General features: G+C 47.7%; 15 protein-coding genes and 1 riboswitch. Of the genes, 3 read left to right on the top strand and 12 right to left on the bottom strand.

Going from position 1 to position 18,564, the window contains the following annotated elements; genetic code table 11:
- Positions 1–15 precede the first annotated feature (15 nt).
- From AC5ELV_RS14800 to AC5ELV_RS14775, 6 genes are all read right to left on the bottom strand, one after another.
- Positions 16–756 (bottom strand): metallophosphoesterase family protein, encoded by a 741-nt coding sequence (locus tag AC5ELV_RS14800; RefSeq protein ID WP_493430787.1) that lies wholly within the window; start codon positions 754–756, stop codon positions 16–18.
- Between the two features lie 105 nt (positions 757–861).
- On the bottom strand, positions 862–1,806 hold the full coding sequence (locus AC5ELV_RS14795; protein WP_307353299.1) for a metallophosphoesterase: 945 nt from the start codon (positions 1,804–1,806) through the stop codon (positions 862–864).
- A 65-nt stretch (positions 1,807–1,871) separates the two neighbouring features.
- The gene (locus AC5ELV_RS14790; protein ID WP_493430944.1) at positions 1,872–2,681 is read right to left on the bottom strand and encodes an AAC(3) family N-acetyltransferase; all 810 of its coding nucleotides are present in this window, start codon (positions 2,679–2,681) and stop codon (positions 1,872–1,874) included.
- A gap of 171 nt (positions 2,682–2,852) precedes the next feature.
- Complete coding sequence (sdhB, locus tag AC5ELV_RS14785; protein ID WP_013311795.1) at positions 2,853–3,620, bottom strand: succinate dehydrogenase iron-sulfur subunit; 768 nt, start codon at positions 3,618–3,620, stop codon at positions 2,853–2,855.
- Between the two features lie 19 nt (positions 3,621–3,639).
- Positions 3,640–5,385: a succinate dehydrogenase flavoprotein subunit gene (gene sdhA / locus AC5ELV_RS14780; RefSeq protein WP_013311796.1), complete on the bottom strand. Its 1,746-nt coding sequence runs from the start codon at positions 5,383–5,385 to the stop codon at positions 3,640–3,642.
- Between the two features lie 93 nt (positions 5,386–5,478).
- Entirely contained in the window at positions 5,479–6,153 is a 675-nt protein-coding gene (locus AC5ELV_RS14775; RefSeq protein ID WP_103050010.1) for a succinate dehydrogenase cytochrome b558 subunit, read from the bottom strand.
- Positions 6,154–6,379: 226 nt separating this feature from the next.
- Between AC5ELV_RS14775 and AC5ELV_RS14770 the strand changes: the two genes are divergently transcribed.
- Positions 6,380–7,285, top strand: coding sequence for a LysR family transcriptional regulator (locus tag AC5ELV_RS14770; protein WP_029518250.1), 906 nt, complete (start codon positions 6,380–6,382; stop codon positions 7,283–7,285).
- A 5-nt stretch (positions 7,286–7,290) separates the two neighbouring features.
- Here the strand turns inward: AC5ELV_RS14770 and AC5ELV_RS14765 are convergent, their stop codons facing one another.
- Entirely contained in the window at positions 7,291–7,968 is a 678-nt protein-coding gene (locus AC5ELV_RS14765; protein ID WP_028541455.1) for a potassium channel family protein, read from the bottom strand.
- 82 nt (positions 7,969–8,050) lie between these two features.
- Positions 8,051–9,391, bottom strand: a complete 1,341-nt coding sequence (locus AC5ELV_RS14760; protein WP_493430786.1) for a TrkH family potassium uptake protein — start codon at positions 9,389–9,391, stop codon at positions 8,051–8,053.
- Positions 9,392–9,974: 583 nt separating this feature from the next.
- A riboswitch (cyclic di-AMP (ydaO/yuaA leader) is annotated at positions 9,975–10,124 on the bottom strand.
- 261 nt (positions 10,125–10,385) lie between these two features.
- Between AC5ELV_RS14760 and AC5ELV_RS14755 the strand changes: the two genes are divergently transcribed.
- Complete coding sequence (locus AC5ELV_RS14755) at positions 10,386–12,113, top strand: CPBP family intramembrane glutamic endopeptidase (protein WP_493430785.1); 1,728 nt, start codon at positions 10,386–10,388, stop codon at positions 12,111–12,113.
- A gap of 86 nt (positions 12,114–12,199) precedes the next feature.
- Here AC5ELV_RS14755 and uvrC read toward each other — a convergent pair whose 3' ends face one another.
- The 4 genes from uvrC to AC5ELV_RS14735 form a co-directional block, all read right to left on the bottom strand.
- Positions 12,200–14,284, bottom strand: a complete 2,085-nt coding sequence (uvrC, locus tag AC5ELV_RS14750) for an excinuclease ABC subunit UvrC (protein ID WP_493430784.1) — start codon at positions 14,282–14,284, stop codon at positions 12,200–12,202.
- 161 nt (positions 14,285–14,445) lie between these two features.
- Positions 14,446–14,763, bottom strand: coding sequence for a thioredoxin (gene trxA, locus AC5ELV_RS14745; protein WP_010347861.1), 318 nt, complete (start codon positions 14,761–14,763; stop codon positions 14,446–14,448).
- 125 nt (positions 14,764–14,888) lie between these two features.
- Positions 14,889–15,836 (bottom strand): primosomal protein DnaI, encoded by a 948-nt coding sequence (gene dnaI, locus AC5ELV_RS14740; RefSeq protein WP_493430783.1) that lies wholly within the window; start codon positions 15,834–15,836, stop codon positions 14,889–14,891.
- A gap of 40 nt (positions 15,837–15,876) precedes the next feature.
- On the bottom strand, positions 15,877–17,394 hold the full coding sequence (locus AC5ELV_RS14735) for a replication initiation and membrane attachment family protein (protein WP_493430782.1): 1,518 nt from the start codon (positions 17,392–17,394) through the stop codon (positions 15,877–15,879).
- A 345-nt stretch (positions 17,395–17,739) separates the two neighbouring features.
- Here AC5ELV_RS14735 and hemQ point away from each other — a divergent pair, with 345 nt between their 5' ends.
- Entirely contained in the window at positions 17,740–18,519 is a 780-nt protein-coding gene (gene hemQ / locus AC5ELV_RS14730; RefSeq protein ID WP_493430781.1) for a hydrogen peroxide-dependent heme synthase, read from the top strand.
- Positions 18,520–18,564: the final 45 nt, after the last annotated feature.

The following is an 18,564-nucleotide window of genomic DNA, read 5'->3' as shown; positions in this document are numbered from 1 at the left end:
TGAATGTTTCCATACTTAATCCAGATCCTGAATCCCCCGGTAAATTCCTGTACGCAGCTCTCGAATATAATACGGCAAAGAAGGCACAGCAGCTTCCTCCGCTTGTTTTACCGCCAGTTCTATATCATAAGGTACACGTACAAAATGAATGGAGAAGGACGTAGGCTGCTCCTCTCCCATCTCCCCCTCTAAAATGCAGTAGGAAGCCTGCGTAACATCCAACGGATTCCCGACACTACCGACGTTAAAAAGTGTTTTTCCCTGAAAATGCTGGATAAAAGCATTGTGCACATCACCATATCCCACGACATCCGGAGCAAAAGCAACTTTTCCATTTTCTTCTGCTAACGGATCGAACATGGCAAGCCTTTTTTCCGGCTCATCCCATGGTTGCACACGGTGATACACACTTTGCGGCGAGGCGTGCACCAGACGGATACGGCGTCCGCTCATTCTGAAATCATAATGAAACGGTAACTGTGCCAAGTACTGCACTCGTTCTGCCCCCAAGCGTTCGGCTTGCCAGCTAAAATTGAGATCATCCGTAATACTAACCAGCTCATCCCAATTCCCCCGCACGACCACTTCACAACGTTGACGGACAGCATCCAGAACCTCGCACGGGCTAGGCCCTTTGCCGATCAGATCCCCCAAACAAAACACACGCCTAATGCCTCGGGAAGCAATATCCTCCAGCACCGCCTCACAGGCAGGCCAATTGCCATGAATATCTGAAATGACAGCAATACGATCCATCTGAACTTCACTCCTTTGTCCGAAACGACTACATCTATACACTACATTCAAGCCATCTTTATGTAGTTCCAACATATATGATAAAGATGAAAAAAAGATCATGGCCTATTGGCTGGATTTTAACGTAATGACACTAAGCTCCGGTCTGCACAGCACGCGAATCGGCAGATGTGTCATGCCAATGCCTCGGCTGACATACAGCGGCATTCTCTCCGTTCCTACATGAAATAATCCCTGGATATACTTGCGTCCACCCGGAGGTGGCATCGGCGCTCCAATCACCGGCAAGCGTACCTGTCCTCCATGCGTATGCCCCGACAGTTGAAGATCAAAGGACATTTGCGCTGCCACATCTGCATAGTCCGGCTCATGCATCAGCAGGAGCTTGCACATCTCATCAGGTAGTCCGTGGATGGCACGCTGCGGATTGGGCTTGCCCATAATGTTATCCTCTAAACCAACCATGGCTACACGCTGCCCCGCGCGCTCTATAATCGCATGCTCGTTTCTCAGCAACGTAAATCCGGTTTTCGGATATAATTCCTGAACTCCGGCTGGTAAGCCTCTATAATCATGATTGCCCAGAATAGCAAATTTGCCAAGTGTGGCGTGCATCGAAGCCATAACTGGAACAGCAGCCTTCATGGATACTGCATAGTCATCTACAATATCGCCTGTAAAACAGAGCAAGTCCGGCTTCAGACCTGCTATACGGTCCGCAAGCTCGCGTAGATCCTGCTCATCCATGTGAAAGCCCAAGTGCACATCACTGAAATGTACAACCCTGATTCCGTCAAAAGCAGACGGAAGACGAGGGATAGACAAGTTGAAGCGTGTAATTTCCAAATGATTAGGCTCCCATAAGGAAGCATATCCTCCAGCCAGAAGCGCGGTTCCGGCTGTGGCTAAAGCCGCTTTTTTCAGAAAATGGCGGCGCGAAGGATTGGCTGGTTCATTTGAAATGGAACGCCGCGAAGAACCGGGAGGGATAGCGGCCCCCTGATGTGGGCCATCCTGACTCTCGCGGCGGGTGTGCGGCGTCTTCTCCATATGCGTTCCCCCTTGCGATCTATTTCCTTGATCTCACTTATTTGAATTCTTACCGTCCAGAAGCTTTAGCGATGGGTGGACAACCACTGCTCCGCATAGTCTATCAAATCACGTTGCCTCGCGAAAAAACATGAAGCCTCCCCAATGTTCACCCGTGTAAAAGCTGAGGGACAGTCCCGTTCAAAATCAAGTCCCAGCTTCTCAAAGTCATCTGAGGTAATATTAAAATCCTGAAAAGATACCCACGCTTTTGCTCCATCCACCCTCATAGGAGCTTGATGGGTGATCACTTCACGTCCATTGTAGGCTGTTCGATATTCCGCCAAATGCAAGGAGGTGTTGCTGTCATGTCCGCAGCCCAACAGCAGTACATAGGCATCTGCCTCGTACAGCTTCGCCAAGGGCGAATGCTCACCCAGTCCAAAGTCGAGCTGATGATCTGCCAGTAATTCCGAAGCTGCGGGTCCACGTGCCGCCAGAGAAACATGCGGATGCCCGCTACGCTTGGTTCCCGGCAGGCCACGGAACGTTTCTACAATGACGCCCATCCCTCCGGTCAGCGTCCAGGCCGGATCATAAGCGGGTATTTCCTCGCGTACCAGTTCCCACCATGACTCATCCAGAGGCGGGTTCATCCAAGTCGAGGGATCAGTCAAGTCATGTGACTGTGTCGGCATCACCAGCGTCCCTTCCGAGCCAACTGCTTCGGTTAGCGCGGCAAGAATGGCCGAGGCCCCGCCTGGAACAAAGCGTCCAAAGCTGCGCATCGACGAGTGAACAAGCAATGTCATGCCGCTCCGAACTCCCAGATCCTTTAATCCCTTCAATACATCCGACCTAGTGACAGGTCGATTCGTTATCGGTTGCACAGTCACCTGCCCAGCCTCCTTTTCTCCAAAAACGATACACAATACCATAATTATACCATAACTGCTATCCTGCGCTCCTTCCTCCATGTTACCCTCCATCATTCCTGAGCGCAAAAAACAGGCTTTCTCCAGTTTGAGAAAAAGCCTGTTTGGGCATAATCTATTCGCTGTCCAGTGCTATACAGTCAGCCAGCGTTTGAACATATGCTTGGTCGTTTCCTTGTTCATTTCGGCAATAGAAGTTGTCAACGGAATGCCTTTCGGACAAGAGCGTACGCAGTTTTGCGAGTTCCCGCACCCTTCCAGCCCGTCGTCCGTCATCAACGCCTCCAGCCGCTCTTCCTGATTCATTTCCCCTGTCGGATGGCTGTTAAACAGGCGAACCTGAGATATCGCTGCAGGTCCAATGAACGTCGTCTTTTCGTTGACGTTCGGACAAGCTTCCAAACAGACACCACAGGTCATACACTTGGACAGCTCATACGCCCACTGACGCTTTTTCTCTGCCATTCTTGGACCAGGGCCCAGATCGTAGGTACCGTCAATCGGAATCCACGCTTTGACCTTCTTGAGCGCATTAAACATCCGGCTGCGGTCGATGACCAAATCCCGAACTACTGGGAACGTGCTCATCGGCGCGATCGTAATCGGCTGCTCCAGCTTATCGACGAGCGCTGCACAGGCCTGACGCGGCTTGCCGTTAATCACCATGGAGCATGCTCCGCATACTTCCTCCAGGCAATTCGACTCCCAGCACACCGGAGCCGTCTCTTTCCCATGGCTGTCCACCGGATTACGCTGAATTTCCATCAGCGCGCTAATCACATTCATCCCCGGACGATAAGCCAATTCGAATTCTTCCGTATAGGGACTGGCTTTAGGATCAGCTTGACGGGTCACAACGAACTTCACTGTTTTATTCGACTTCACTGCTTGCTCCGACATCTAAATACACTCCCTTCCCTTATTTGTTCTTGGAATAATCCCGAATACGCGGCTTGATCAGCGAAACATCCACCGCTTCATACGAGATTTGTGGTCCTTCCGGTGTCCAGTCCGCAATCGTCGTTTTCAGGAAATCCTCATCGTTGCGATCCGGGAAATCTGGTTTGTAATGGGCCCCGCGGCTTTCGTTGCGCAGTAGCGCACCTTTAGTCATCGCTTCAGCCAGCTCCATCATATTCCACAGTTGCCGTGTAAACGCCGCACCCGCATTGTTCCAGCGCGAAGCGTCATTGATGTTAATGTTAGAATAACGCTCCTTCAGCTCCTTGATCTTGTGAATCGTAGCTTCCAGCTTGTCATTATAACGAACCACAGTCATGTTGTTCGTCATCCACTCGCCCAGCTCTTTGTGAAGAACATAGGCATTTTCTTTTCCGTCCATATGCAAAATACGCTCATACTTCTCCGTCTGCTGATTAACTGCCGCATCAAATACGGAGGTAGCTATATCCTGTGCAGATTTTTTCAAGCCTTTGATATACTCTACAGCCTTAGGTCCAGCCACCATCCCGCCGTAAATGGCTGATAGCAACGAGTTCGCACCCAAACGGTTCGCACCGTGATATTGGAATTCACACTCACCAGCCGCGAACAAGCCCGGTATATTCGTCATCTGATTGTAATCGACCCACATACCACCCATTGAATAATGAACAGCCGGGAATATTTTCATCGGGATTTTGCGCGGATCGTCACCGACGAATTTTTCATAAATTTCAATAATGCCGCCCAGCTTTACATCCAGCTCTTTCGGGTCCTTGTGGGACAGATCGAGGTAGACCATGTTCTCGCCATTTATACCCAGTCCATCATCAACACACACACTGAATATTTCACGTGTCGCAATATCGCGAGGGACCAGATTTCCGTAAGCCGGGTACTTTTCTTCGAGGAAATACCATGGCTTACCGTCCTTATACGTCCAAATACGACCGCCCTCTCCCCGTGCCGACTCGGACATGAGACGCAGCTTGTCATCACCTGGTATAGCCGTCGGATGAATCTGGATAAACTCACCATTCGCATAGCGTACGCCTTGCTGATACACCGCACCGGCAGCCGTGCCCGTATTAATGACGGAATTCGTGGTTTTACCGAAAATAATCCCGGGGCCACCAGATGCCAAAATAACTGCATCCGCCGCAAAAGTCTTCACTTCCATCGTACGCAAATCCTGCCCGCAAATCCCTCGACAGATGCCTTCATCATCCAGTACAGCCTGTAAAAACTCCCAGTTTTCATACTTGGTCACCAAACCCGCAGATTCCCAGCGCCGTACCTGCTCATCGAGAGCGTACAGAAGCTGCTGTCCTGTCGTCGCACCAGCAAAGGCGGTCCGATGATGCTGGGTACCGCCGAAGCGGCGGAAGTCCAGCAGTCCTTCCGGTGTCCGGTTAAACATGACGCCCATGCGGTCCATGAGATGAATGATCCCCGGAGCCGCTTCGCACATCGCTTTTACCGGAGGCTGGTTGGCCAGGAAGTCCCCGCCATAGACCGAATCATCAAAGTGAATCCAGGGGGAGTCTCCCTCGCCCTTGGTATTTACCGCACCGTTGATGCCGCCTTGAGCACAAACGGAGTGGGACCTTTTGACCGGAACCAAAGAAAATAAATGAACGTGAACTCCCGCCTCTGCCGCCTTGATCGTAGCCATTAGACCTGCCAGACCGCCGCCCACGACAATAATGTTGGATGCTGCCATTTCTGCTCACTCCTTTTTTTCAGGATTTTAACCAAATCCCCTTTTACGTTTAAAAATAGAATCTCAACACAATGTATAATGGATATGACTCATTTACAGTAGCTGTTTAAAAGCGCTGCATTGCACCAAGGCAGTTGCCGTTTCCTGAAATTCCGCGCTGCGGAATGCAAGCAGGGAAGCGATGAAGCCGATAGACACCACCACGAACAGGGTCATACAAATATAAGAAGATACTTTTTGCGCACGTGGTCCCACGGTAATCCCCCAACTGACCATAAATGCCCACAGTCCGTTAGCAAAGTGAAAGGATGCTGAAACGACACTAATTAGATACAAAATGAAATAAACCGGGTTCGTCACGATGCCATGCATGACGCCGCCTAGCTCCTCATGGGTTACATTACCCAGAGCCACCTGAAAGCGTGTGTCGTATACGTGCCAGATAATAAATACAAACGTAATGACGCCGGAAATACGCTGGAACAAAAAGCGCCAGTTACGTGAATAGCCGAACCTTTTGACATTCGGATCAGCTTGATAAGCGATATACAAGCCATAAATCCCGTGGAACAGTAATGGCAAGTAAATGAATAACGTTTCTAGCACAATAACCAGCGGCAAACCATTCAGGAAGGCCACGCTGCGATTAAATCCTTCCTTGCCGCCTTCCACCGCTGTGAAGTTCGTCACCAAATGCTCAACAAAAAATAGAGCCAACGGAATGACGCCAAGAAGCGAATGCAGCTTTCTGGAATAAAATCCTCTCATCTAGGTCATGCTCCCTTCTCCCAATAATAGCGTTTTCAATAGTAATATAACATATAAAATGACAGTTCCCGACAGGAAATGTCCAACAAGGTGTCCCTTATTAGGAAAAACAAAAGTGTGAACATCTTGTGTCGCTTTCATGTTACTCCTTTTCGGCTTATAATGGAATTGCAATATACGTATTAATTATTATGTCTTTTTTGCATATAGAGAGGAAGTGGATGATTTGTTTGAGGATTTGAACGCTTTTGCCGTCATTGTCGAGCAGTCCAGCCTGAATAAAGCCTCCAAACTGCTGAATCTGTCCCAACCTGCCCTGTCTCGCAAAATTGCCAAGCTGGAGGAAGAGCTAGGTGTGAATCTCTTTGATCGTCGGGGCAAACGGCTCGAAATTACGTCCACTGGCCGATTTGTTTATACATTCGCGCTAGAGCAACGGCAACGACAGCTTCGCTTTTTACAAAAGCTGTCCCAGCACAAAAATGAAGCCCAGAGTATGCTTACACTCGGCGCAAGCCTCACGACACTCCAAACGACGCTGCCTACCCTCGTCGAAGCTTTCATGAGCAAGCATCCTCAAACCGAACTGAAGCTGCTCACCGGTAAAACCCATGAAATCGTCGCCTTTGTACGTGACAAAAAAGCAGACGCCGGTATTGTCGGGTCTGCCATTCATGAAGTCGGACTGCGTTGCATTCCGCTATTTGATGATCATTTGGAGCTCGTTGTTCCCATTGGACATGAATTAACCGTTAAGACAGGAACGGCCTCGATGAAAGATCTGCAAGGATTGCCGATGATTATTTTCTCCAAAGGAACCTGGTACCGCAGTCTGACGGATGACTTGTTCCAGCGCAGCGGCATCATGCCGGATATCCGCATGGAAATCGACTCCTTCGAGGCGATTGTACGCCTGCTCCCAACCTGTAAGGCTTCCGCCTTGCTGCCCAAATCCTATTTGCGTAGCGAACTGCTGCGGGATAATGGACTCACTGCATTGTACTTGCCCGATTTGAAGGAGACACGCCGAACGACTTCCCTCATTTACTCGGAGACGACCGATCTCGGGCCCACAGCACGACGCTGGATTAGCGAGACACGTGCGTCGTTTGCAGGCTACCGTATGGTGTAGAGGGTTTAATCCTCTTCATTGACATTAACAACCTCATCCTCAAAGCGGCCGATATTGTCATTTGAGCCGATGATGACCATAATATCGTCTGCTTTTAGCCGATCCATAGCCGTCGGTGCGATCAGGATACCGTTCGCCGTATGAAGCGCCACGACACTACAGCCAAAGCGGGTGCGAGCATTTAGCTCTGCAAGCGTTTTGCCGTTCAGACATGCAGGTACATTGAGTTCCACAATACTGTATTCCTTAGACAACTCCAAATAATCGAGCAAATTAGGCGTGACTAGCTGGTGAGCCACCCGGATACCCATGTCCCGTTCTGGATAAATAATCCGGTCCACACCGAGCTTTTCTAACGCACGCCCGTGCAGCACAGATATGGCTTTGGCTACGACTTTTTTCACACCCAGCTCCTTCAGCAAAATAGCGGTCAGGATGCTTACCTGAATGTCATCACCAATAGCAACAATGCCGCAATCGAAATTACGGATGCCCAGTGATCGCAACGAGTCTTCATCGGTAGCGTCCGCCACGACAGTATGTGTCAACATCTCACTCATACTGTCTACAACATCCTCATTTCGGTCAATGCCTAGCACCTCGCACCCCATATCCACCAATTGCAAAGCCAGGCTGGAGCCAAACCGCCCCAAGCCAATAACTACAAACTGCTGCGTTTTCATATCTACTCGAAAACTCCCTTATCTGAATCAATTTCATAAATGATTAAACCCACGAAATGTATACTACATATCTTGAAATGATTCATCCTATAATCATTTTGCCTTCCGGATGACGATATAATTCTTTACCCTTTTTCGGCCCCAGTGCATAAGCTAGCGTGAGTGGTCCCAGTCTACCTGCAAACATCGTCAGGGTAATCACCAGCTTGCCTATGACTGTCAAATCAGGTGTAAGCCCCATCGACAGCCCAACCGTACCGAAAGCAGACACCGTCTCGAACAAGATCATCAGAAAATGATGATCTTCAGTTGCCGACAAAATCATCGTCACCCCGATCACGAACAGCAGCCCCAGCAGTGTAATGGTCAAAGCCTTGTAAATCCGTCCCTGCGCAAGTCGGTACTTGAACAGTACAATATCTTCCCGCCCCCGCAGCATCGAAATCACGGCTCCAATGAGCAACGCGAATGTTGTGGTCTTAATCCCGCCTCCAGTGGAGCCAGGAGAAGCCCCAATAAACATAAGTATGATGATAAAAAACTGCGTAGCCTGCCGCAAGCCTGCAATGTCCAGTGTATTGGCACCTGCGGTACGGGGGGTAACGGACTGGAATAAAGACCCCAGCAGTTTACCACCCCAATCAAGCGAGCCAAGTGTCTTGGGATTCGTAAATTCAAATACAAAAATCACGAGCGTGCCGACTACAATCAGAGCGCCCGTCATGCTGAGTACCACCTTGGTATGCAAGGACAGTCTCTTGCGCTTGCGATATTCTGCCAGGTCTGACATCACTACAAAGCCAATGCCGCCAGAAATAATCAGAAACATTGCGGTAAAATTAACAATCGGATCATAAACATAACCTGTCAAGCTGCGAAATTCACCGAATAAATCAAAACCAGCATTGTTAAACATGGAGATGGCATGCCAAATCCCAAAATAAATCGCCCTGCCTACAGGCATATCAAAGGACCAGCGAACCGAGAATATCGTAGCGCATACGCCTTCAATAACCAGTGAGTACAGTAATACCTTACGGATTAACCCGACAATTCCCTCTACAGAAGTCTGATTCATCGCTTCCTGCAAAATGAGACGCTCCCGCAAGGAAATCCGACGCTTGAACACCAGTGCAATCAAGGTAGCCATGGTCATAAAGCCAAGACCACCGATCTGGATCAGTGCAACGATGACAACTTGACCAAAAGTGGTAAAAAAGAGGCCGGTATCCTTTACGACAAGCCCGGTTACACAGGTCGCAGAGGCGGCAGTAAACAAGGCGTCTATAAACGCAAGTGGCTTTCCTGTTGTATTGGAGATTGGCAGCATTAACAATAAACTACCTATTAGAATGATAATGGCAAAGCCCGCAACAAATATCTGCGGTGGAGAAAGCCGGAGCCAGCTTGCATTGGGATTCATCTATTCATCACTTCTCCTACTTGGTGAATTATGAGCTTGGAGATCGCTACGGGTGCAGATTATTCTTCCGATTGCTGTTATCCCCGGATTTTTTGATTGTATAACCCCTTTAATGGTTAAAATCCGGAGATAAAGGCAAACGCTTCGCTTCTTCAGAACAATTCTGCCCCCTTCGCTACTGCCAGCTCATAAAATCACCAATCTCTTTTTAGTTTCTTTCGTCCGTTCTTATATAAAACAGAAAAGTATCCGCAAAGCGGGATACTTTTGCCTTTCAATACTCACTACTTCATACCTCACTACCTTATGAAACGTTTGGTGACTTTAAGGCACGCAGCAGCGCAGCGGTCTATTTGAATCTGGAGAAGCGGTAGCGCTCGACCGAAAGCTTTCCGCAGGAAAGCTCGCTTCGTAAGCATAAACTGACTCTGAATTTTAACCTTATTAGGGTTTCCTAATTCAATAAAATTCAGAGTCAACAGTGATCGGAAGATCAAATGGAACGCGCAGCGTCCTTAACTCAGCAAACTTTTACACGCACATATACACATAAAAAAAGACACCGGAAAACCGAGTGCCTGACTTGGTCCCTGCTCACAGCCTACGAGGTTAGCTGACGGATTCGGGCAGCACAGTATGCCCTATTTACACTTCCGGTTCAGAACCGGCTGTAAAATTCACCCCAGTAACATGGTTCCCCCGTTTTCCCATAGAAATTCGGCCCAAATGTATATCATTACCTATGTATTTCATAGGCATTGCCTCAAGATTATAATCCTTCTATATCCAGATCACAAAACCGATTTCGCCGAAAAAACGTGAAATTGGCTTTATTTTGCGAATGGACATCGTTTAATCGCAGCTTATCTTATTTTATTGAAACTTTAAAGTGTTTTCACTCCATTCTCATGAATATCGCAGGTCTGTTGGCGGGAACCTGTGCAGTATGATATCTTTAATGGATGTTCTTATTTACAGATTAAGGAGGAAACTCATGAATCCTATCGGGAAACCGGTCGTGCTCACGGCCAACTTCAAAAAATTAGGCTTGCTGGGCGGGATTGGCCTGATTTGCTTTTTTATCTTTCAATTGCTTATTCCCTCGCTTAGCAATCCGAATCCAGAATCAGTAATGAACGCAAAGGTCATCAGCAAACAAGCAGCGGTCATACACGCATTGGACTTCGCCCGCTCCGAGCTGGGCTATACTGAATCACAGCCAGAGAAGCCTGTCGTGACCTATCAGGCCGAAACTGATTTGTACGGTTATTTATCTAGAGAAAAACTGCTTCAACAGTACGACCGTACATGGAAGAAAAATTACCCTTACGAAACCTTTCGGGTCGATCTGCCTGAATCCTCAGCGAAGAGCAAACTGCAAATTCATGTAGATTTATCCACTGGGAAGGTCGTTAGCTTTAAACGGATCACCTCCAGCACCAATTACACACAGGCTGATATTTCTACGGATGAACAAGCACGTAACAGGCTTATACGTGTGGCTGAGGACGGCATGACGCTCGAAGCCAAGGAGCAGGCGGCAGCAGTATGGGTCAAACGCTTTGGCTTTAAGCCGTCAGACTTGAAGCTCGCAACCACTGAAAGTGAAGGTGGATTAAAGTATACCGTAGACGATAAAAAAATCGGCGCCTCGGTACTTACATTGGCCTTTACTTTTGAAGACGGTGATGTTCGATCGTTCAGCCAAAGCTTTTCGGCCCCGTCGTCCTATACCGATTATGTTAAAAAGCAAACATTTTGGGCGAATTGGATGACCTATGCAGGTTATGCCCTATTTAGCTTTGTGCTGGGTGTACTTGCCATTGTGTATGCGTCACTCACCCGACGACATACTTCATTTGTACGTGGTATTGTTCTGTCCGTTGTATACTTTATTGCTAGTATTGCTGGGACAATGAACATGCTGCCTTTATTGCAAGCAGAAGCAGGCGGTAAAGGCATGCTTATATTTCTTATGGTTTTCCAGATTGGTGTTACCTTCTTCATGGCTGTAGCGCTCTACTTCTCCTTGGTCGGCGGTGACGGGCTTATGCGTCAGGTTGGGCTGAATGCATGGCCACGTGCGAAAGAGCCGGGCTACGGGCTGTATGTGCTTCGCAGTATGTATGTTGGCTACTTGTGGGCCTTTATTTTACTCGGGGTACAATCCATTTTATTCTTTATACTGGAGCGCACATTTAATACATTCTCCACAACAGATGCCACGCAATCCCCTTACAATATGGCTTATCCATGGCTACTGCCGATTATGGCCTGGATGGCAGGTATTGGGGAAGAGACCGTCTACCGTCTGTTTGGTATTCCGATGGTCAAAAAAATAGTGAAAAATACTTTTGTTGCTTGTCTGATCACCACGCTGATTTGGGCACTGGGACATACGCTTTATCCGATCTATCCGGTGATTTCCAGACCTATTGAGCTGACTTTTCTTGGTTTGCTGTTTAGTTTTGTGTTCCTGCGTTACGGCTTTATTGCCGCCATGTTCAGCCACGTTATTTTTGACAGCATTCTAATGGGACTTAGTGTGATGAGTCTGGGAGATACTGTGAATGTGAGCGCTGGTCTATTCTGGATCTTACTTCCAGCCATTGTGGGTTACATCATTTATTGGTTTAGTCCTAAAAAGCCAAATCGAATTATGTTTGAACCTGTAAGAGAAACAACTATCGACGTACTTTCACAGAAGCAAGACCGCGCTTAGCGGAAGTTTTTCTTGCGATTATAGAATTATTCAGCTCTGCTGGAATTTTATAAATTCTATAATCTAAAAAAAAGAGGAGCCGTATTCTACGACTCCTCCTCCCGAAGGGCAGCTATAATCTGACGCGCAAGCTTATCCCCAATAGAGAGAGGCCGGAAGTCTTCGACGCTGGCCTCTCTTATTTTTTTGAGTGATCCAAAATGCTTAAGCAGTAACTTACGCCGTTTCTCGCCGATGCCCGGGATAGAGTCCAGCCGGGAAGTTACCATAGATTTGCCGCGTTGCTCGCGGTGGAACGTGATGGCAAAACGGTGAACCTCGTCCTGAATCCGTTGCAGCAGATAAAATTCTTCACTGTTGCGTGCAAGTGTCACGGCCTCAGAGGACTCTCCCACTAATAGTTGGGAAGTTCTATGTTTGGCATCCTTCACCAGACCACACACAGGAATGAACAAACCCAGCTCATTTTGCAGTACATCGGTCGCCGCCTTAATTTGTCCACGTCCACCATCCACAACGATCAAATCGGGACATTCCAGATTTTCCTTAAGCACACGTTCATATCGACGCCGAATAACCTCACGCATCGTTTCATAATCATCTGGTCCCTGCACAGAACGGATCTTATATTTTCGATACTCCTTCTTGGCAGGCTTGCCATCAATAAACACGATCATGGCGGAGACTGGATCGGAGCCCTGGATGTTGGAGTTATCAAACGCCTCCACCCGGTGCAAGCTATCTAGACCAATGGCACGTCCGAGATTGCTTGCGGCTTTGGATGTCCGTTCCTCGTCCCGCTCGATCAGCTTAAACTTCTCATCCAAAGCAACACGTGCATTTTCCGTCGCCATGCCTGTCATTTGCTTTTTCAGTCCACGCTGCGGTACAAGTACCTTTACATCCAACCATTCAGCCAGAGCAAGAGCCGCCGTACTCGGGTCCTCTAGTCCACCGGATAGTTGAGTTTCTGTTTCCTTCATCTCGGCATCTTGGTCACCAGCTTGATCTTGATTGGTTGCTGCTGCATAAGTTGCTCGTTCTTCAGCCACCAGCAGTGAGTCTGCAGAACGCTCTGTCTCCGTTTGTATCGCTTTCTCATCTGTCTGTCCGGTAACATCGGCTGTAGGTGCACTGTGGAGTGCAGTTTCTGCTGCAACCAGTTGATCGACATTGACCTGTTCCGCCTGCATCAGCTTAGGAGAATCCGGCAGCAATATTTCCTGCGGCACTGCCGGGTTGTCACTATAATATTGCGTCACATAGGACATAAAATCACTGTAAGCCTCACCGTAGAAAGGAAAAGTCGACATATGACGCTCGATCATTTTACCTTTGCGGACATATAGAATCTGTACACACATCCAGCCCTTATCTACTGAAAAACCGAATACATCTCGATCCTTCGCATCCGATGTGGTGATTTTCTGCTTTTCCATCATCGCGTCGATGCTGATAATCTGATCTCGCAGCTCCTTGGCCCGCTCAAAGTACAATTCCTCTGCGGCCTCCTGCATTTTACGCTGAAGATCCTTTTTAATTTCCTCATGTCCCCCGCTCAAAAAGGAACCAATCTCCTGGCCGATCTGGTCATACGTTTCCTTCTCGACCTCTTTCACACAAGGCCCCAAACATTGATGCATGTGATAATACAGACACACTTCCTTGGGCATCACACCACACTTGCGTAACGGATACATACGATCCAGCAGCTTCTTCGTCTGATGTGCCGCGTAGGAATTGGGGTACGGTCCAAAATATTTTGCTTTATCTTTCAGAACGCGACGGGTTACCTCCAGCTTTGGGTGTGCCTCGTTCGTAATTTTCAAATACGGAAAGGTTTTATCATCCTTCAATAGCACGTTATAGCGTGGCTGATACTTTTTAATGAGGTTGCACTCCAAAATGAGCGCCTCCATATTACTGCCTGTAACGATATATTCAAAATCACGGATATCGGAAACCAGTCGCTGCGTCTTGCCGTTATGGCTACCTGTAAAATAGGAACGGACCCGGTTTTTCAACACTTTGGCCTTGCCGACATAAATAATGGTGCCTTCGTTATTCTTCATCAGGTAACAGCCTGATGCATCCGGCAGTAACGCTAATTTGTGCCGTATGTTCTCTAGCGCCTTCTCCTGATTCTGCAAGTCCTCCGCATAAGGTTTCATTCGCCCGGTTCCTCCTTCCATTCTTAATGACTACTCAACTAACTCTACTTATAATATATAGGAATAATACACAAAAACGCCCCCGGTATTTATAACCGGAGGCATTGACCTTCATGGCCGCTCCACCAAGCCCCCGTGGGAGCATGGGTCACATGCGATGATTATTGGTGTTTAGTAAGCATGCTTTTCAGCGCTTCTTTGGAGTTCAGACCTACCACTTTATCAACAGGCTGTCCGTCTTTGAAAACGATCAGGGTAGGAATACTCATCACGCCGAAACGGGAAGCAGACTCTGGATTTTCATCCACGTTCACCTTCGCGATTTTGACGCTGTCGCCAACTTCTGTGGACAGATCCTCCAGAATAGGAGCGATCATTTTGCAAGGACCGCACCATGGCGCCCAAAAATCAACCAAAACGGTTCCTGTGCCTTCGACTTCTGCGTTGAAGGATTGATCGGACACGTTAACAATTGCCATTGTATGTTCCTCCTTTATAGAAAAGTCAAGATTATTATAACCTGTAATGTCTGTTTCGACACCTTTTAATTATATCACAATAGTCTTTTAATTGTAAGATATCAAAATAGCAGACGGAAAAACGCTTACCCCCGCTGATTTTTTCCCTTTACGGTAATGACATCTACAAAAGGACGAATCCGGTCCATCAAGCGTTGTCCCTTGTACATTTCCTCTCCGTCCTTGCTCGTAAAGCTGAGATGCTTCTCCAGACCCTGCAATGAGTAATTGGAAGTATAAAAGGTCGGTTTGCGATTCATTCGGTAATTCAGTATGGAACCCATCACATGGTCCCGTACCCACGGGCTTAAATTTTCGGCACCAATATCGTCAAATACGAGCAGATCACAATTTTTGAGCATTTCGGTCGTTTCCTTCAGCTTCTGCCCATCCTGGATCATGGACTTTAAGTCCTCCACAAAATCAGGCATATACACGATCACACCGTTCAGACCCGACAGGGCCAACTCGTGCAATAGATAGCCCATCAAAAAAGTTTTACCCGTACCAAACGTACCTTCCAGATACAGTCCTTTTTTGGATAGACCCTGACTTTTCGTTTCTTCAATGTAACGGAATAGTTGTGTGACGGCAGGCATACGCTGTGAATCCTTACGCGCAATTTCAAGGGCGTTATATCCCTCCAGAAGTGCGCGTTCATCCACATAAAAGCTTTTAATTCGCTCACGCACCCGTTGCTCATGTTGGGAAGCAATCTGCTTCGCACATGGGGTCCGAATGTCTACAATTTCAGCAGTTCCATTCGGATATTCCACACCCAGCTTGCAATAATGGCCTTGAAAATCGTTAGGACACCGTTCCAGCCCAGGACAATTGTCGCAATTTCGACGATCCCGGGCATACTGAAAGAGCATACTCATGTTGAGTCGCAATTGTGTTTCGTCCACATCAGGATGCGCAGCACAAAATTCCTGCACGAGCGGATCATTTAGAACCTGATCGGCTACATTGCGAGTGCGCTGGCGAAACGAAGGGTTCTGCATCTGCTGTAGCAAATCACCCAGTGATTCCAAGAACGCTCCTCCTTTCTAAAATGTGCAGAGTTATGGACACCTACACCTTTTTCTGTTTACCGGATTGCATTCGTTCGGCCAGACGCAGCAGTTCATCCAATTCTTCCTCAGATACAGACTCCTCGGAAGGGTGATCCTGAACGATTGGAATGGATGGCTTGGCTGGCCCGTTATTTTTGGCATATGCGCGGGAACGGCCGCCGGAAGGAGAAGCAGAGGACTGTTTTCCTTTTACCTTGGCTTGATCCCTTATATATTGAACGGCTTTTTCGTAAGTGTTTACCTGCTTAAGCAGCATGTTGGAAGCAACAGCCTCGACAAAGTTGCGGTTAATCCGCTGATCGCTCCCCGATACGAGCAGTGACATCAAATAATGGATCAGCACGTTGATGACTTCACCTGGCAGCTTATAGCTGATATCAATTTTCTCGAATATATCCAGCAGGTTACCGGGAACCGTGCCGGGGAAAAAGGTTTGCAGCAAACGGCGATAAGGCTCGTTGCGCAACATCATATTATATTGGTGAATGTCACACTTGGCTGTGAATTGTGGTGGAACCTCCACATAAAATTCCATTTCCACAGCCTGTTCTGCAGGCGGCTCTTCAGATGTGGAAGCTTCCCTTTGGCGCAAAGCAACTACCTTGGCGGCTTGCACCTGCTGCTCCTCCTGACGCTTCCGATCCTGTCTGGAGTGCTGGCTAGCCCGAAGCTGAAGCTCATCGAGCAACAAGTCGCCTGCTTCGGTGAAAATACCGTCCTCATCCAGCAATCGGCTAATATCCTGTACAGAAAGATCAAATTTGCGAACAACGTAATTGACCATGCCTAACTGCTCGTGCTCAAACCGAAGACGTTCCACGTGCTTACGATTGGCAGATTCACGCGGAAAACGGAGAATAATATCTGCATAATTCAATGCTTCCTCCGATTCTGACGCAAGTGGTCCAGTCTGACGGCTAGTGGACACCTCGGACAGCGCCTGCTCCAGTTCATAATCTATAACATGGGTATTCAGTTCAAATAACTCATAAAATGGAATCGAAATATTCTCTTTATTATAGGAAGATTGCGACCATTCGCTAGATTCTCTGCTCCACAATGATTCTCTCAGAGAAAGCACTGCAAACTTACCGATTTTGTCTCTCAACAAAAGGGTGAGATGCTGTGTTCTGAAAAATTCAGCAGGTGCGAGCGGCGGCTGCATCTCATATTCATACATATAGTCGTCCGTTTCGGGTGCATACAGCCTGGACGTCTGTAACAGACCGACGGCCTCCAGTTTGGAGGTCTGTTCAATCAAATACTTGCGTCCCTTTTCACTCGGCTCCAGTCCCAGTGTCAGAAAAAGGCGACGCTGCTGTTCCAACGGCGAATAACCAATTTGTCCGACTGGCACATGCTGAAACAACAGTCGATACAGACTGACCGCAAATGCGCCTACCATCGGCTGATAGACGCTTCCCAGCATCAATTCATCCAGTGCGCTCAAGCCAAATTCCCGATAAACGCAGTAGCGGTGGTTCTCAGTATAGTGCAGCAGGTTTTTCATCCGCATTCCAACATTCTTCCTTTCCTTACATAACGGTCTCCAAGATGTTTTTCTATTCTATCATACTTGCCTTCTGGTGGGACCAACAAAATAAGGGCAATTGTTCTCCTTTTTGGCAGCCGTATTCGTCTGAGTTCTACTTTTTTCGAGAATACTAACTATTTTATGACTTTGTGACCTGCATCATGGTAAAAATAAAATTCTTCACACTTCTTTCATTGGTGAAAAGCTTTATTTTGAGCTACAATATAATGGTTAAGCATCACGTATTGGATACAGGAAAGATATAAGGAAGTACACATATTTCGGCTAAGCCGATTATCATTTACAGATCGTAAAGGAGTGTAGATCGTGAGTCAACATCAACCTCAACAAACCCCAGCAACACCTAACGAAGTAGCCTCCACACTGGAAGGCTGGTATGCGCTTCACGATTTTCGGTCCATCAACTGGACAGCATGGAAGACCGCAGACGATGAAGAGCGCGCCGGTACACTGGACGAGCTTCAAGAGTTTATGAAGGAATGGAACGTTACCGAGGAAGCGGGTCTGGGCAGCTCAGCTGTCTATACTGTAGTCGGACAAAAGGCTGATTTTGTCATGATGCACCTGCGCGAAACGCTGGAAGACCTCAATAAACTGGAAAATGACTTTAACAAAACAATCTTCGCCAAATATACAACCAAAACCTATTCTTATGTGAGTGTGGTGGAACTAAGTAATTATTTGAGCAAAGATGAAGATCCTATGCAAAATCCACAAATTGTCGCACGCTTGAAGCCCGTATTAAACAAGGCCCGTTATATTTGCTTCTATCCAATGAACAAAAAACGTGACCTGAACGATAACTGGTACATGCTTTCGATGGACGAGCGCCGCACCTTGATGCGCAGCCACGGTTTAATTGGCCGCAGCTATGCTGGCAAAGTAAAACAAATCATTTCCGGTTCCGTCGGCTTTGACGATTGGGAATGGGGCGTAACACTGTTCTCCGATGACGCACTTCAGTTCAAAAAGCTAATCTACGAAATGCGTTTTGATGAAGTCAGTGCCCGTTACGGTGAATTCGGCTCCTTCTATGTCGGCAGCGTGTTGAATGAAGAGACATTTGAAGACATGTTGAAGCTGTAAAGCACAACCGTCAGTACCATTCGCAGCATACAATTAAGGATTCCG

The organism is Paenibacillus sp. NMA1017, assembly GCF_058895805.1.
The sequence above is the reverse complement of the archived record's forward strand: the minus strand, read 5'-3'. Positions and strand labels throughout refer to the sequence as shown.

Excerpts from the sequence above, each read along its gene's own strand:
- AC5ELV_RS14760 (WP_493430786.1), bottom strand. The coding sequence starts at position 9,391 with ATGAATCCCAATGCAAGCTGGCTCCGGCTTTCTCCACCGCAGATATTT.
- AC5ELV_RS14795 (WP_307353299.1), bottom strand. The coding sequence starts at position 1,806 with ATGGAGAAGACGCCGCACACCCGCCGCGAGAGTCAGGATGGCCCACAT.
- AC5ELV_RS14735 (WP_493430782.1), bottom strand. The coding sequence starts at position 17,394 with ATGCGGATGAAAAACCTGCTGCACTATACTGAGAACCACCGCTACTGC.
- sdhA (WP_013311796.1), bottom strand. The coding sequence starts at position 5,385 with ATGGCAGCATCCAACATTATTGTCGTGGGCGGCGGTCTGGCAGGTCTA.
- AC5ELV_RS14775 (WP_103050010.1), bottom strand. The coding sequence starts at position 6,153 with ATGAGAGGATTTTATTCCAGAAAGCTGCATTCGCTTCTTGGCGTCATT.
- AC5ELV_RS14765 (WP_028541455.1), bottom strand. The coding sequence starts at position 7,968 with ATGAAAACGCAGCAGTTTGTAGTTATTGGCTTGGGGCGGTTTGGCTCC.
- uvrC (WP_493430784.1), bottom strand. The coding sequence starts at position 14,284 with ATGAAACCTTATGCGGAGGACTTGCAGAATCAGGAGAAGGCGCTAGAG.
- trxA (WP_010347861.1), bottom strand. The coding sequence starts at position 14,763 with ATGGCAATTGTTAACGTGTCCGATCAATCCTTCAACGCAGAAGTCGAA.
- AC5ELV_RS14800 (WP_493430787.1), bottom strand. The coding sequence starts at position 756 with ATGGATCGTATTGCTGTCATTTCAGATATTCATGGCAATTGGCCTGCC.
- sdhB (WP_013311795.1), bottom strand. The coding sequence starts at position 3,620 with ATGTCGGAGCAAGCAGTGAAGTCGAATAAAACAGTGAAGTTCGTTGTG.
- AC5ELV_RS14755 (WP_493430785.1), top strand. The coding sequence starts at position 10,386 with ATGAATCCTATCGGGAAACCGGTCGTGCTCACGGCCAACTTCAAAAAA.